This is a genomic window from Antribacter sp. NEAU-D49, from assembly GCF_057158775.1.
In genome coordinates this window covers 84,176-99,834 of sequence record NZ_JBXTSN010000010.1, presented here as the reverse complement: position 1 = coordinate 99,834, position 15,659 = coordinate 84,176, and the positions used below count along the sequence as shown (strand labels likewise).

Here is a 15,659-nt window from a genome sequence, read left to right as displayed (position 1 = left end):
GACGGCTGAATCTGTCGGGTTTCTGTCGGGGTCGAGTGGCGTATGACGTCGGTGCAGCAGCTACCGGTCAGCAAGCAGGCCGCTCCGCGTTCGGTCCCTCTACTCGTTGTCCCCGCCGGTGCCGAGCGTAGCGTCAACCTGGCCGCCGTCCGCCAGGTCCTGGGCGTCCGGCCAGACCCAGTCGCGCACCTCGGGGATGTCGTCGCCGTGCTCGCGGGTCCACGCACGGGCCCGGATTCGGGCGTCCTGCATGCGCTGACGCAGCCCGGCCTGGGCGCTGCCGAGCGACGGAACCCGGTCGATGACATCGATCACAAGGTGGTACCGGTCCAGATCGTTGAGCATGACCATGTCGAACGGCGTCGTCGTCGTGCCCTCCTCCTTGTACCCACGCACATGCCAGTGCTGGTGCCCCGTGCGGCGGTAGGTGAGGCGGTGGATGAGCCACGGGTACCCGTGGTACGCGAAGATGACGGGCCGGTCGGCGGTGAACAGGCCGTCGAACTGGGAGTCCTCGAGGCCGTGCGGGTGCTCGGACGCGTCCTGCAGCCGCATCAGGTCCACGACGTTGATCACGCGGACCTTGAGGTCGGGCAGCTCGCGGCGCAGGATGTCGGCCGCTGCGAGCACCTCCAGGGTGGGTACGTCGCCCGCCGCCGCGAGCACCACGTCCGGCTTCTCGCCCGGCACCTCCGTGCCCGCCCACTCCCAGATCCCCAAGCCGCGCGAACAGTGCTCGACGGCCTGCTCCATGGTGAGGAAGTTGGGGGCGGGCTGCTTGCCCGCGACCACGACGTTCACGTACTGGCGGCTGCGCAGGCAGTGGTCGTAGGTGGAGAGGAGAGTGTTGGCGTCCGGGGGTAGATACACCCGGACGATCTCGGCCTTCTTGTTCACGACGTGGTCGATGAAGCCGGGGTCCTGGTGGCTGAACCCGTTGTGGTCCTGCCGCCACACGTGGCTGGAGAGCAGGTAGTTCAACGAGGCGATCGGCCGTCGCCACGGGATGTCGTTGGTGACCTTCAGCCACTTGGCGTGCTGGTTGAACATCGAGTCGATGATGTGGATGAACGCCTCGTAGCTGGTGAACAGCCCGTGCCGGCCAGTGAGCAGGTAGCCCTCCAGCCAGCCTTGGCACTGGTGCTCGCTGAGCATCTCCATGACCCGGCCGGCGCGCGCCATGTGCTCGTCCACGTCCTTACCGAGGAAGTCGGCGTTCCACTGCTTGTCCGTGACCTCGTACACCGCCTGCAGGCGGTTCGACGCCGTCTCGTCCGGCCCGAAGATGCGGAAGTTGGTCGGGTTGAGCCGGATCACATCGGTGAGCCACTGGCCGAGGACACGTGGCGCCTCCGAAAGCGAGCCTCCCGGCGAGGGCACGTCCACCGCGTACTTGCGGAAGTCGGGCAGCCGGAGGTCCTTGAGCAGCAGGCCGCCGTTGGCGTGCGGGGTCGCGCTCATCCGCAGGTCGCCGGCCGGCGCCAGCTCCGAGATCTCGGGCAGCACCCGACCGTCGTCGTCGAACAGCTCCTCCGGCCGGTACGACCGCAGCCACCGCTCAAGGACCTTCAAGTGCTCCTCGGTGTCGCGTGCACTCGCCAGCGGCACCTGATGGGCACGCCACGAACCCGTCGTCTTCTTGCCGTCGATCTCGGCCGGGCCGCTCCACCCCTTGGGAGTGCGGAACACGATCATCGGCCACATGGGGCGCGTCAGGTCGCCGTCGGCGGCGCGGGCCTTGATGGCCGCGATCTCGTCGAGCACCTCGTCCAGCAGGGCGGCGAACCGCGCGTGGAACTCGGCGGGAGCCTCCCGTGAGCCGTCCTCCACGGCGAAGAAGTACGGCCTGTGGCCGTACCCGACCATGAGGCTGCGGAGCTCGTCCTCGGGGATGCGTGCCAAGACGGTGGGGTTCGCGATCTTGTAGCCGTTGAGGTGCAGGATCGGCAGCACGACGCCGTCCTGCGCCGGATTGACGAACTTGTTGGAGTGCCAGCTCGTGGCGAGCGGGCCGGTCTCCGCCTCGCCGTCGCCCACCACCGCCGCGACCAGGAGGTCCGGGTTGTCGAACGCAGCTCCGTACGCGTGGCTGAGCGCGTAACCAAGCTCACCCCCCTCGTGGATCGAGCCCGGCGTCTCCGGCGCGACGTGGCTCGGAATCCCGCCCGGAAACGAGAACTGCCGGAAGAGCCGCTTGACACCCTCCGTGTCCTGCGTGATGTCGCTGTAGACCTCGGAGTACGTGCCGTCCAGGTAGGCCGAGGCGACCAGACCGGGACCGCCGTGTCCCGGACCTGTGATGTAGATGGTCTTCTGCTCCCGTTCCTTGATCGCCCGGTTCAGGTGCGCGTACAGAAAGTTCAGGCCCGGCGTGGTGCCCCAGTGCCCCAGCAGCCGGGGCTTGACGTGGTCCCGGGTCAGCGGCTCGCGCAGGAGCGGGTTGTCGAGCAGGTAGATCTGGCCGACCGAGAGAAAGTTCGCGACCCGCCACCACGCATGGATGCGCTCCAGGTCGGCGGGCTCCAGCTCGGCGACGCCCGCGGCGCGCCACGCGGTGGCCGTGGAGTCGGGGACAGTGATTGTCGTCATCGCATCTGCTCCTGTTTGCAGGTTACGTGCGGGATCCGTGCCGTCTGACGACAGCGCCGTTCGGGAGGTGATGAGGGGGCCGCCTACGAGAACTGGCAGCGGTACCAACATCGCTCCGAAGGCCCGGCGCGGGAAAGGGACGAAGGTCCCCATGCACGACGGAGAAGGTCCCGTCGATCCGTGACACTCAGCCCTGCCGCCGACGGCTCGCCTCCGGGCACTCTCGAAAGAAACACCGAGTCGAGGGACGGTTCGTCATGGGTACCACGCAGAGATCGGCTCCTGCCGTCGTCGTCGCCGTCGACGGGAGGGGACAAGGTTTGGGAGCGCTCCGGTTCGCCATCGACGAGGCCCGCGCCCGGGGCACCGGTGTGCGGATGGTCCATGTCCTGGACCGCGACGACACGGGCCAGATCATGGACCCGTACATGACGGAGGCGTGCGTCGCCGCATCCGACGTCGAGTTCGACTGGCGTTTCAGGCGCGGCCCGCTTGCGGACGAGCTGGTCGCAGCCGCTGGGGCCGGCGACCTCCTGGTCCTGGGGCAGACGACACCGTGGAGCCCCGAACGGCCCGGCGTCAGCGCTGTGATCACGGAGATCGCCGCGCGCACGGTGGCTGCCGTGGTGGTGGTCCCCGCCGACTGGCGAGCCCGACACCGCCACCGCATCGTCGTCGGGGTCAAGTCGTGCGCGAAAGCCGGAGGGCTGCTCGCGCGTGCGTTCGCGGAGGCCTCCGCACGGGGGGCCACCCTGGAGATCGTGCACGTGTGTGACACCGCAGATCCCGCCGCCGTCGCCCGGGTCGACGTCCGCCCGGGCGACCGGCACGGGTCTGAGGGCAGGTCGCTGGAAGCGCTCGTGCGCGACTGGTCCGACGTCTTTCCCGGCGTCGCGGTGGAGACGTCGTTCGCCCACGGGCAGCCGGCGCGCGTCCTGATCGACGCCGCGACCGGCGCGGACCTCCTGATGATCGCCCGGCACCAGCGGGACTTGCGGCACCTGACCCGCCTCGGGCCGCTGCTGCGGGCAGTCCTCGGGGCCTCGGACGTTCCGGTCGAGGTCGTTCCGCTGACCGGTGCGCCGACCCCGGCGCCGCTCGTGCTCGCACGAGCGGGCACGATCCTGAAGAACTGACGCATCCAACGTCGACAGCACCGTGGCGATGCCACGGTGGCAGCCCAGCGACCGGTCAGGACCGGCGCAGGTAGTCGATCAGCAGGTCGAGTATCGACTCGAGTTGGTCGGTGCTTCCGGTCGCACGCAGTACCTGGACGCCGCCCTGGATGCCGGCCACGAAGGCCCCGGCGATCCGGTCGGCGTCCAGGTCCGCCCTGACCAGACCGTTGCCCTGCATGGTGACGACCCCCGTACTGACCCGCTGCTGCCACTGGCCCAGCAGCTCGGACACCACCGCGGCCGCGCCCGGCGTGCTCGACACCTGATCCATGAGCGCGCCCAGCGGGCAGTACCGGCCCTGGGCGCGGTACCGGACCAGGAGCGCGTCGCGCCAGGCCGACCACGACTCCCACGTGTCGAGCGCGCTGAGGTGCGGCTCCTGATCGGTGAGCACCCGGTCGGCCTCGTGCTGCGCGACGGCAAGCAGCAGCTGCTCCTTACCGTCCGGGAAGTAGTGGAAGATCTGACCTTTGGAGGTGCGGGTCACGGCTCGGACGTCGTCCAGCGTGACAGCGCCCGGATCGTTGCTGCGCAGGTACTCGGCGGCACCCTCGACGATGCGCTGCCGCGTCGCCTGGCCCTTCGGCGTGAGCTTCACGGTCCCGACGGTACGAGCGATCTTCTGGACTTGCTAGTCCAAAATCGGCTCCCTACCGTCCCCTGCATGGCACAGCAGACCACTCGGTACGCGGCACGGCAGCGGCTCCAAGACCGGACCGCCCTCGTGACCGGATCCACCAGCAACATCGGCCGGTCGATCGCGCAAGCACTCGCGGCGGAAGGAGCGCACGTCGTCGTCTCGGGGCGGAACGCGCAGCGAGGGAAAGATGTGGTGGCAGACATCCGCGAGCGGGGCGGCAAGGCCGACTTCGTCGCCGCCGACCTGGACGGCAGCCCAGCGGCGAGCCACGCCCTCGCGGCCGCAGCGGCCGAGGCGCTCGGCGGGCGGATCGACATCCTCGTGAACAACGCCGGCATCTACTCGCCCCCGGTGTCCCTGGCCGACACGGACTCCGAGACCTTCGACCGCTACTACGCCGTGAACGTCAAGGCGCCCTACTTCCTCACGCAAGCGGTCGCGCCGCGCATGGTGGCCGACGGGGGCGGCGCGATCATCAACCTCGGCTCGTGGGTCGCCCGGCTCGGCACCCCGCTCGGCGGCCTGTACGCCTCGACAAAGGGCGCTCTCGAGACCCTCACCCGCGCCTGGGCCGCCGACCTCGGCCCACAGGGTGTGCGCGTCAACGCGGTCTCGCCAGGCGTGATCCGTCCGCCGGAACTCGACCCCGCCGTCGACTTCGCGGGCGCCATGACCCGCGGCACGCCCGCCGGAGACGCCGGCCACCCGGACGTCATCGGCCCGGCCGTGGTCTACCTCGCCTCGGACGACGCGCGGTTCGTGCACGGCACGGTCCTGGACGTCGACGGCGGCCGCGCCGGTGTGGCCGTGATAGCCAACTGACCACCATGCATCCGGCAGAGCAAAGCCTCGGCGCTGGTCGTCAGTACGTCGTCAGGCCGTGCGCCCGAAACTGGTTCCGCACGCGCTCGGTCAGCTCGGCCGTCGGCGGCCGGGTCGCCTCGAGCTCGTAGGTGCGCCCGAGCGCGGCCCACTTGTAGCGTCCCATCTGGTGGAAGGGCAGCACCTCGACCCGCGTGACGGTGCCCGGCCGGATCTCGTTGAGCTCGGCCACGTAGGCGGCGACCCGCTCGACGTTCTCGACGTCGTCGGTCAGGTCAGGGACCAGGACGAACCTGACCCAGACCTCGGGAGCGTGGCCCCCGGCCAGTCCAGCCCTGGCGAGACGCCGCCCGAACGCGAGCGTCGGCGCCAGCTCACCGCCGGTGACCCGGCGGTACGTGTCCGGGTCACCGGACTTCACGTCGAGCAGGACCAAGTCGGTGTCGGCGAGCATCTGGTCGGTGAGGTTGGCGCCGAGGAAACCGGAGGTGTCGAGCGCGGTGTGGACGCCGAGCTCCTTGGCCCCGCGCAGCAGGCGGGCCGCGAAAGCCGGCTGCATCAGTACCTCGCCACCGGACAGGGTCAGACCGCCGCCGGTGGCCCGGAACACCGGAAGGTAGCGGCGCACCCGCGCGAGGATCTGCTCGGCCACGACCGGCTCGCCGTCTTTCATCTCCAGCATGTCCGGGTTGTGGCAGTACAGGCAGCGGAGCGGGCAGCCCGACAGGAACACCGTGAGCCGCGCGCCTGGCCCATCCACCGCGGTGACCAGCTCCCAGGAGTGCACGGAACCGAGCTCGCCGGATCGCATCGCGGCCAGCCGCTGCGAGCGCAGGGTGGCGGTGACGGGCGCCGGCGCCTGGAGGGTCATCAGAGCGACCCGTGGAAGGTCCTGCTGAGCACGTCGAGCTGCTGCTCGCGTGTCAGCCGGACGAAGTTGACGGCGTATCCGGAGACCCGGATCGTCAGCTGCGGGTAGTTCTCGGGGTGCTCCATGGCGTCCTCGAGCGTCTCGCGGTTCAGCACGTTGACGTTCATGTGATACCCGTCCAGGCCCACCGAGGCGTCCAGCAGACCCGCCAGGTTGGCGACCTGCTCCTCCCTCGTTCGGCCCAGACCGGCCGGTATCACCGTGTTGGTGAGCGAGATGCCGTCCTGCGCCTGGTCGTACGGCAGCTTGGCCACCGACAGCGCCGAGGCGAGCATGCCGTGCGTGTCGCGCCCGTTCATGGGATTGGCGCCCGGTGAGAACGGCTCCCCCGCGCGTCGCCCGTCAGGCGTGTTGCCCGTGGCCTTGCCGTACACGACGTTCGACGTGATGGTCAGGACCGACTGGGTGGGCAGCGCGTCCCGGTACGTCTTCCGGCGCCGGATCTTGTCCATGAAGGACTCGACGAGCTCGACGGCGATGGCGTCGGCCCGGTCGTCGTCGTTCCCGTAGGCCGGGAACGATCCCTCGACGTCGTAGTCGACCGCGACGCCGCGCTCGTCGAACACCGGCGTGACGCGGGCGTACCGGATCGCGCTCAGCGAGTCCGCCGTCACCGCCAGCCCGGCGATGCCGCAGGCCATGGTGCGCAGCACGTCGCGGTCGTGCAGCGCCATCTCCAGGCGCTCGTACGCGTACTTGTCGTGCATGTAGTGGATGACATTCAGCGCCTCGACGTAGGTCGCGGCGAGCCAGTCCATCGTCGTGTCGAGACGGCGGCGGACGTCGTCGTACTCGAGCGGGCGGCCGGCGGGGACCGCCGGGAAGGCCGGCGAGACCTGTTCGCCGCTGACCTCGTCGCGCCCGCCGTTGATCGCGTACAGCAGGGTCTTGGCCAGGTTCACGCGAGCGCCGAAGAACTGCATCTGCTTGCCGACCGCCATCGGGGACACGCAGCACGCGATGGCCGCGTCGTCTCCCCAGGCGGTCCGGATCTGCCGGTCGGACTCGTACTGCAGCGCGCTGGTGTCGATCGAGACGCGGGCACAGAAGTCCTTGAACCCGCGGGGCAGTTCCTGGCTCCAGAACACGGTCAGGTTGGGCTCAGGAGCAGGGCCCAAGTCGTACAGGGTCTGCAGGTAGCGGAACGAGGTCCTCGTGACCAGGGTCCGTCCGTCGTCGCCCATGCCGCCCACGGTCTCGGTGACCCAGGTGGGGTCGCCCGAGAACAGGGTGTCGTACTCGGGGGTGCGCAGGAAGCGCACGATCCGCAGCTTGATGACGAGGTCGTCGACGAGCTCCTGGACCTGCTCCTCGGTGATGCGGGCCGCCGTCAGGTCCCGCTGGAAGTACACGTCCAGGAAGGTCGAGGTGCGGCCCAGCGACATCGCGGCGCCGTTCTGCTCCTTGACCGCGCCCAGGTACGCGAAGTAGAGCCACTGCACGGCCTCCCTGGATGTCCTGGCCGGTCCGGAGATGTCGTAGTCGTACGAGGCGGCCATCTCCTTGAGCTCGTCCAGCGCGCGGATCTGCTCGGCGTGCTCCTCCCGCTCGCGGACGACCTTCTCGGTGAACGGCTGTGTGTCCAGGCTCAGCTTGTCCGCCTTCTTGGCGTCGATCAGGGCGTCGACGCCGTACAGAGCCACCCGGCGGTAGTCGCCGATGATCCGGCCCCGGCCGTAGGCGTCCGGCAGGCCGGTGATGATGTGGCTCCTGCGGGCGGCGCGGACATCCGGGGAGTACGCGTCGAAGACGCCCTCGTTGTGGGTCTTGCGGTACTTGGTGAACGTCTCCCTGACGGCCTCGTCGACGTCGTAGCCGTAGGTCGCCAGCGAGGTCTCGACCAACCGCCAGCCGCCGTTCGGCATGATCGCGCGCCTCAGCGGCGCGTCGGTCTGCAGACCGACGATCAGCTCGGCGGAGCGGTCGATGTAGCCCGGCGCGTGGGCGGTGATGGTTGCCGGGGTGTGCGGGTCGACGTCGTACACGCCCCTGGCGCGTTCCTCCGGGAACAGGGCGCTCACGGTGTCCCACACGTGCGTGGTGCGGGCGGTCGGTCCGGCGAGGAAGCTCGAGCCGCCCTCGTACGGCGTGTAGTTGCGCTGGATGAAGTCGCGCACGTCCACGTCCTCCTGCCAGGGTCCGCCGACGAATCCCGCCCATGCGGAGCTCGGTTCGGTACCCGGCGCGGGGACGGCCGGCGCGTCATGGACGGTGGTCATGGTTCGCTCCTGCGTGATAGTCGGGCTCAGAAGCCGAAGACGATGCGGGCGGGCACCCGGCCGACCAGCACGTCCGCGAAGGACTCGTTGACCTCCTCGAGCTTGCGCTCGACGGCCACGACCTCGGTACGTCCGGCCGCGTGCAGCGCGAACACGTCGGCGAGGTCGTTGCGGGTGCCGACGATCGAGCCGATCACCGAGATGCCCTTGAGCACCGTGTCGAAGATGGGCAGCTGGATCCTGCCCTCGGCGGGCAGCGCCACGCAGACCAGCCGGCCTCCCCGGCGCAGCGAGTGGAAGGCCTGGTCGAACGAGGCCGACGACGCGGCCAGCGCCACCGCGACGTCCGCGCCACCGAGCCGCTGGATGGCCTCGACCGGGTCCTCCCGGGCGGCGTTGACGACGTGGTCCGCACCGAGGCGGGTGGCCAGCTCCAGCTTGTGGTCCTCGACGTCGACCGCGATCACGAACGCGCCGGCGATGCGCGCGTACCGCAGCGCGAGGTGGCCCAACCCGCCGATGCCGAACACGACCACCGTCTCCGCGGGCGACACCCGGGCGACCTTGATCGCCTTGTAGGTGGTCACACCCGCGCAGCTCAGCGGAGCGGCGTCCGCGGAGGACACACCGTCGGGGACCGGCACGGCAAACGCTGCCCGGACCACCGCGTACTCGGCGAACGCGCCGTTGACGGAGTAGCCGGAGTTCTGCTGCTGCTCGCACAGGGTCTCCCAGCCGGCGACGCAGTAGCGGCACTCGCCGCACGCACTGCCGAGCCAGGCGATCGCCACACGCTCGCCGACGGCGCGGCTCGTCACACCGGAGCCGAGCTTCTCGATGCGGCCGACGCCCTCGTGCCCAGGGACGAACGGCGGGGTCGGCTTGACCGGCCAGTCGCCGTTGGCGGCGTGAATGTCGGTGTGGCACAGCCCGCTCGCCTCGATCCGGACCAGGACCTCGTCCGGGCCGGGCTCCGGGACGGGGATCTCCTGGATCTCCAGCGGGGCGGTGAAGTCGGTGACGACTGCGGCTCGCATGACAGCTCCGTTCGGGCGGTGGTACTGGACTGGCGACCGCCGGGTGCGGCGGTAGCTCCAACGTCTCTCCACACGGCCCGCGCGGGGCAGGGACGAAGGTCCCCCGTGCTGCAGAGAAGGTCCTGAGAGCTCCGTGACCCTGGTCCTGCACAGGGCCCGCGGGAACCGCAGGGTCCACGGGTTCAGGGATGCAGGCCCCAGACCACCAGGAGCGGGGCCAGATTGAGGGCGGTGGACACGGCCGTCACGACGATCGCGATGACACGCAGGTCCCGACCCGCCGGGTCTCCGAGCCGCTCGGCCCTGCGTCCGCACCAGGCCGCTACGGCGGGCGGAATGACGAGCACCGCGAGTGCGGGTACGCCGGCACGGAGCGCGACCCCGAAGGGCATATCCAGGTCAGCGCGCAGATACCAGCCTTGCTCTGCCAGCGATCCGCTCCACAGGAACATCGCGGCGGTCAGGGCGACCGGGAGCAGGGCAAGGAACAGCCATCCCGCCCGGAGGAACCATCGAGCCGAATCGGGTATCCCCGGCTCGACCGGCCTCGGAGAGCTCATAGGACTCGACATGACAACGCACCTCCGTTTGTTGTGGGTGTCAGCCTCGATCGGAGACCAAGGGCACTGCCCCACTGCCGCCGCGGGCTCTGACGGCCTTGGCGGCAGCGTCCGCCAGCACGACAGCAACTGGCGCGGCGAGCACGACGGCCCAGCCCGCCAGGGGTGGGGAGCTGCCGCCGAGCAGACCTGCCAGCGGGGGCGCCAGGAACACAACCAGCAGCACGATCTCGACGGCGACCGCCCAGAGCAGCATCGGGTTGTCGGTCATGCGGAGCGCGCCGGCCCAGCGGGTCTCGCTCCGGCAGGCGAAGGCGTTGCCGAGCTGACCCAGCACGACGGCAGCAAAGGCAGCGCCGGACGCCGCAGCCAGCGTCTGCGCGGAGGGTTCTGCGCCGAGTGTCCAGCCGGCCAGTCCGAGGACCACGAAGAACGCAGCCATCTCGACGGCTGCCTCGGCCGGGCCGAGAACGCCGAAGACCCGCCCCAGCACGCCACGGTCGATCAGCGCGCCGGTCGACGGCCGCTGCCGCATCGTCGTACGGCTGGGTGGCTCCGCACCGAGCGCGAGGGCGGGCAACAGGTCGGTCCCGATGTCGAGGGCGAGGATCTGCAGCACGGTCAGGGCCAGTGGGATCTCTCCGCCGCTGAGTGCCCAGAAGAGGAACGGCGTGAGCTCGGCGACGTTGTCGGTCAGGTGGTAGGTCAGGAACCGGCGGATGTTGGCGAACGTCGCGCGGCCCAGCTCGATCGCGGCGACGATGGTCGCGAAGTTGTCGTCGAGGAGCACGACGTCCGCGGCCTCGCGGGCGACGTCGGAGCCGCTGCGTCCCATGGCGATACCGATGTCGGCCTCGCGCAGGGCCGGGCCGTCGTTGACCCCGTCCCCCGTCATCGCGACCACGTGGCCTCGGGCGTGGAGGGCACGTGCGATCCGCAGCTTGTCCTCGGGCGTGACCCGGGCGATGACCACGCCGTCGCGGTCGACCAGCTCACCGAGCGCGGCGTCGTCCGCCGGAAGGTCGGAACCTTCGAGGACCGGCCCGTCCCGCAGCAACCCCACCTCGCGGGCGATCGCGGTCGCCGTCCCGATATGGTCGCCGGTGACCATGGCGAGCTTGATGCCCGCGCTGCGGCACGCGGCCACGGCGGCGTGGACGTCGTCGCGCGGCGGGTCCTCCAGGCCGACGAGACCGAGCAGCTCCAGGTCCTTCTCCACATCAGGGACGGACGCGTCCAGGTCTGCCGCAGCAGCGGCGCGACGTGCGATCGCCAGCACTCGCAGCCCTCTTGCCGCCATCTCGGCCACGGCGGCGGCCGCGTCTTCGCTCGCAAAGGTGAGACCGAGCACCGAGTCCGGTGCGCCCTTGACGTACACCTGGTCCCCGGCGACGACCGACATACGACGTCGGCGGGAGTCGAACGGCAGCCGCCTGCGCAGCGGCCGCGCCGCCTCCTCGGCGGACATGTCGACACCGGCGCGCAGGGCGAACACGTGCAGGGCGACCTCCATCGGGTCGCCGTGCGCCGTCCACTGCTCACCGCTGCGGACCATCCGTCCGGTCGAGCACCGCACGGCGGCCAGCGCGACGTCGCGGAGGGACGGAACCACACCGTTCTCGGCGGTGATCCGAGCGGTCGGCGCGTAGCCGTGCCCGATGACCGACGCGCTTCCCCGCGGCATCCAGACCTCGACGACCGACATCTCGTTCCGGGTGAGCGTGCCGGTCTTGTCGGTGCAGATGAACGTCGTGGACCCCATGGTCTCCACCGAGTCGAGGCGACGGACCAGCGCGTTGCGGGAAGCCATCCGCTGCGCACCCCGCGCCAGCGAAAGGGTCACGGTCGGCAGCAGACCCTCAGGGACCAGCGCGACCATCACGCCGACGGCGAAGAGGAACCCGTCCGACACCGGCATGCCGAGCACGAGGGCGAGGACGAAGAACGTGGCGCCGACGGCGATGGCGATCCCGGCGATCATGCGCACGACGCGACGAAGCCGGATCGCGAGCGGGCTCGCGGAACGGCTCGCGGTCCGGGTGAGGGCCATGATGTGGGCCAGCTCTGTCGCCGTTCCTGTTGCGGTGGCCTCGACGGTTGCCTCGCCCTCGACGACATAGGTCCCCGCGTGGACGTCGGCGCCCGGCGATGGATGGGTCGTGCTGCTCTCGCCGGTCAGAGCGGACTCGTCGAGCGCGAGGCCGGTCACCGAGACCACGCTGCCGTCTGCTGCGACGCCGTCGCCGGCCTCCAGGAGAAGCAGATCCCCGACGACGACGTCCGCCACCGGGATCTGCCGGCGACGCCCGTCGCGCAGGACGGTCGCCAGGGCCGGCATGAGCTCGAGCAACTTCTGGCCGGCCTTGTCCGCCCGGTACTCCTGCAGAAAGGCGAAGACACCGTTGACGACCACCACCACCGCGATGGCGACCGCGAGCTCGGGAATGTCGGCGATCCAGGCGAGGACCGCCGCGGCCCACAACAGCAGCGCGAAGAAGTGGAGCATCTGCCCGAGCAGGAGCCGCACCGGGGACGGCGGCCGAGCCTTCGGTACCGCATTCGGCCCCAGCTCCAGGAGGCGATGAGCCGCATCGGACGACGACAGGCCCACGCGTTCCCCGGCGTCCGACGTACCTGTCCCTACCGTTTCCATCGTCACTCCCGACGCGGTTCGCCCTGTGCCCTTCCAGCCTGTGGTCACGGCCCCGAACCCGACAGGGTCGACCGTCACGCTTCGACGGGACCTTCGCTGCGAACCTCGGGACCTGCGCCCCTGCCGTCGTCTTCGGGGACTTCGTCCTGGGGTTCCGGGCCGTTCGTCCCTGGTACGGCCGTGAGAGGGCGAGGAATGCTGGCCGCACGGTTGCGCCCGGCATACCGCCGGCGAAGACCGTGGAGTCAATGGCATGAGCACGCGACTGCGGGCGCAGACCGATGGAGGCGCAATGACCACGCATGCGGACAGCCGGCCCCTCACCACGAGCACACCGGTAGAAGCGAGGGGCGAGCGATACGTCTACGACCTGTCGGAGGGGAACGCCGGGATGAGAGCGCTGCTCGGCGGCAAGGGTGCGGGCGTCGCCGAGATGACGCGCATCGGCGTGCCCGTCCCGGACGGCTTCACGGTGACCACCTCGGCGTGCGTCGCCACGATGAGGAACGGCGGTGCCTGGCCCGAGCAGCTGTGGGACGAGATCCAGGCGCACCTGGGCGCCCTGGAACGGCGCACGGGCCGCACGCTGGGAGCGGCCGAGCGGCCGCTGCTGGTGTCGGTGCGGTCGGGCGCCGTGCGCTCGATGCCAGGGATGATGGACACGATCCTCAACCTCGGCATCTCGGACGAGGCAGCCGACGGCCTGGCTGCTGAGTCGGGCGATCCGCGGTTCGCCTGGGACTGCTACCGCCGGTTCGTGCAGATGTACGGCGAGGTCGTCGAGGGCGTTCCGGGGCAGGTCTTCGAGGATGAGCTGACAGCGCTCAAGGAGCGCCGGGGAGTCACGCAGGACACCGACCTGACGGCGGACGACCTGCGGGAGCTGGTGGCGACGTTCCGGAGCGTGGCCCGCCGGAGCACGGGCCACGACCTGCCGACCGACCCGCGCGAGCAGCTCCGCCGTTCGGTGGACGCGGTGTTCGGGTCGTGGAACAGCCCGCGCGCGCAGGTGTACCGCAGGCTGAACGACATCCCGGACGACCTGGGCACCGCCGTGAACGTCATGCAGATGGTGTTCGGCAACAAGGGCGACGCATCCGCGACAGGCGTGTGCTTCACGCGCAACCCGGCCACGGGCGCGAAGGAGCGGTACGGGGAGTTCCTCCTCGACGCGCAGGGCGAGGACGTGGTCGCGGGCATCCGGACGCCGCGTCCCCTGCCGGAGCTGGAGTCCGTGCTGCCCGACGCGTACGCGCGGCTCATGGCTGCGATGGACCAGCTGGAGCACCACTACAAGGACATGCAGGACATCGAGTTCACGGTCGAGGACGGCACGCTGTTCCTGCTGCAGGTGCGCACCGGCAAACGCACCGCCGCGGCGGCCCTGAAGGTGGCGCGCGACCTCGTCGCGGAGGGCGAGATCGACAAGGAGACCGCACTGCGGCGGATCGACCCGGCCCAGCTGGACCAGCTCCTGCACCCCACGCTCGACACCGCCCGGGCCCCGGCCCCGCTCACACACGGCCTCAACGCGTCCCCGGGCGCGGCGGTGGGCACCATCGTGTTCGACGCCGACACCGCGGCCGAGCGGGGCGGAGCCGGTGAGCACGTGGTGCTCGTGCGCTGGGAGACGACGCCGGACGACATCCACGGCGTGGCGGCAGCCCAGGGCGTGCTCACCGCGCACGGCGGCATGACGTCGCACGCCGCGGTGGTCGCGCGGCATGGGCAAGCCGTGCGTGGCCGGCGTCGGCGACCTGCGCATCGACGCCGACGCCCGCACGCTCACGATCGGCGACACCGTCCTGACCGACGCGGACACGATCACGGTGGACGGCACCACGGGCCTCGTCTACGCCGGCGCGCTCCCGCTCGTGCCGCCGCAGATCACCGACGACTTCTCCACCGTGCTGGGCTGGGCCGACGACGTACGCCGCCTGGGCGTGCGCGCCAACGCCGACACCGGCGAGGACGCCGCGAAGGCCCGCGAGCTGGGCGCCGAGGGCGTGGGCCTGTGCCGCACCGAGCACATGTTCATGGCCACGGACCGCCTGCCCGTGGTGCAGCGCATGATCATGGCGGACTCCACCGCCTCCCGGCAGGCCGCCCTGGACGAGCTACTACCCATGCAGCAGGCCGACTTCGAGGGCATCGTCACCGCGATGACCGGCCTACCGGTCGCCGTCCGGCTCATCGACCCGCCGCTGCACGAGTTCCTCCCCGACCTGGTCGAGCAGTCCCTGCTGGTGCAGCGGCTGGAGACCGACGGAACGCCCGGGGAGCTGGAGAGCGCGCGAGCGCTCCTTGCCCGCATCACGCGACTGTCCGAGACGAATCCCATGCTGGGCACCCGTGGCGTGCGCCTCTCGCTGCTGTACCCCGAGATCGCCGTCATGCAGACCCGCGCGATCATCCGCGCGGCGCTCGCGGTGCGCGGGCGCGGCCTTGACCCGCGCGTGGAGATCATGGTGCCGCTCGTCGGGTTCGCCGAGGAGCTGCACAGCGCGCGCGAGATCGTCGTGGCCACCGCCGACGACGAGCTGGACCGCACCGGAGAGCCGGAGCTCGACTACCGGGTCGGCACGATGATCGAGCTGCCGCGAGCAGCCCTTACCGCGGACCAGATCGCCGAGCACGCCGACTTCTTCTCATTCGGTACCAACGACCTGACCCAGACGGCGATCGGGATCTCTCGTGACGACGCCGAGGAGTCCTTCCTCGCCGCCTACCTCGAGGCGGGCATCGTGTCGGCCGACCCGTTCGCGTCCCTCGACGTCGAGGGTGTCGGCGAGCTCGTCCGGATCGGCGTCGAACGCGGGCTGCGCACCAGGCCCGACCTCGAGACCGGCGTCTGCGGCGAGCACGGCGGCGACCCCGCGTCGATCGCCGCGTTCGACGGACTGGGCCTCGACTACGTGTCCTGCTCGCCCTACCGCGTCCCGATCGCTCGCCTGGCCGCTGCGCTCGTCAGGCTCGACGCGGCAGCGCACGACGAGGCAGCGCACAACGCAAAGTGACCGCTACGGCCGT

Annotated in this window: 10 protein-coding genes and 1 pseudogene; 4 read left to right on the top strand and 7 right to left on the bottom strand. The window is 70.5% G+C overall.

Annotated features, from left to right (window positions below):
- Nucleotides 1-99: 99 nt before the first annotated feature.
- Nucleotides 100-2,589, bottom strand: a complete 2,490-nt coding sequence (locus AC060K_RS10115) for a phosphoketolase family protein (RefSeq protein ID WP_483765312.1) — start codon at nt 2,587-2,589, stop codon at nt 100-102.
- A gap of 257 nt (nt 2,590-2,846) precedes the next feature.
- Here AC060K_RS10115 and AC060K_RS10110 point away from each other — a divergent pair, with 257 nt between their 5' ends.
- Complete coding sequence (locus tag AC060K_RS10110; RefSeq protein ID WP_483765311.1) at nt 2,847-3,725, top strand: universal stress protein; 879 nt, start codon at nt 2,847-2,849, stop codon at nt 3,723-3,725.
- A gap of 55 nt (nt 3,726-3,780) precedes the next feature.
- Here AC060K_RS10110 and AC060K_RS10105 read toward each other — a convergent pair whose 3' ends face one another.
- The gene (locus AC060K_RS10105) at nt 3,781-4,365 is read right to left on the bottom strand and encodes a TetR/AcrR family transcriptional regulator (protein ID WP_483765310.1); all 585 of its coding nucleotides are present in this window, start codon (nt 4,363-4,365) and stop codon (nt 3,781-3,783) included.
- A 66-nt stretch (nt 4,366-4,431) separates the two neighbouring features.
- Here AC060K_RS10105 and AC060K_RS10100 point away from each other — a divergent pair, with 66 nt between their 5' ends.
- The gene (locus AC060K_RS10100; RefSeq protein WP_483765309.1) at nt 4,432-5,229 is read left to right on the top strand and encodes an SDR family NAD(P)-dependent oxidoreductase; all 798 of its coding nucleotides are present in this window, start codon (nt 4,432-4,434) and stop codon (nt 5,227-5,229) included.
- Between the two features lie 40 nt (nt 5,230-5,269).
- On the opposite strand, the gene pflA is transcribed toward AC060K_RS10100, so the two are convergent.
- The 5 genes from pflA to AC060K_RS10075 form a co-directional block, all read right to left on the bottom strand.
- Nucleotides 5,270-6,100: a pyruvate formate-lyase-activating protein gene (gene pflA, locus AC060K_RS10095; protein WP_483765308.1), complete on the bottom strand. Its 831-nt coding sequence runs from the start codon at nt 6,098-6,100 to the stop codon at nt 5,270-5,272.
- The gene (pflB, locus tag AC060K_RS10090; protein ID WP_483765307.1) at nt 6,100-8,379 is read right to left on the bottom strand and encodes a formate C-acetyltransferase; all 2,280 of its coding nucleotides are present in this window, start codon (nt 8,377-8,379) and stop codon (nt 6,100-6,102) included. Before pflB ends, pflA begins: the two co-directional genes overlap by 1 nt.
- A 26-nt stretch (nt 8,380-8,405) precedes the next feature.
- Nucleotides 8,406-9,416 carry an alcohol dehydrogenase AdhP gene (adhP, locus tag AC060K_RS10085; RefSeq protein WP_483765306.1) on the bottom strand — a complete coding sequence of 337 codons (1,011 nt, stop codon included), beginning with the start codon at nt 9,414-9,416 and terminating at the stop codon, nt 8,406-8,408.
- A gap of 182 nt (nt 9,417-9,598) precedes the next feature.
- Nucleotides 9,599-9,976, bottom strand: coding sequence for a hypothetical protein (locus AC060K_RS10080; protein ID WP_483765305.1), 378 nt, complete (start codon nt 9,974-9,976; stop codon nt 9,599-9,601).
- Nucleotides 9,977-10,016: 40 nt separating this feature from the next.
- On the bottom strand, nt 10,017-12,629 hold the full coding sequence (locus tag AC060K_RS10075; RefSeq protein ID WP_483765304.1) for a cation-translocating P-type ATPase: 2,613 nt from the start codon (nt 12,627-12,629) through the stop codon (nt 10,017-10,019).
- 253 nt (nt 12,630-12,882) lie between these two features.
- Between AC060K_RS10075 and AC060K_RS10070 the strand changes: the two are divergent.
- Together AC060K_RS10070 and AC060K_RS10065 are read left to right on the top strand one after the other, a co-directional pair.
- Nucleotides 12,883-14,298, top strand: a pseudogene (locus tag AC060K_RS10070) (pyruvate, phosphate dikinase); the annotation flags it as partial.
- 55 nt (nt 14,299-14,353) lie between these two features.
- Nucleotides 14,354-15,646, top strand: coding sequence for a putative PEP-binding protein (locus tag AC060K_RS10065; protein WP_483765303.1), 1,293 nt, complete (start codon nt 14,354-14,356; stop codon nt 15,644-15,646).
- The last annotated feature ends 13 nt before the right edge of the window (nt 15,647-15,659 follow it).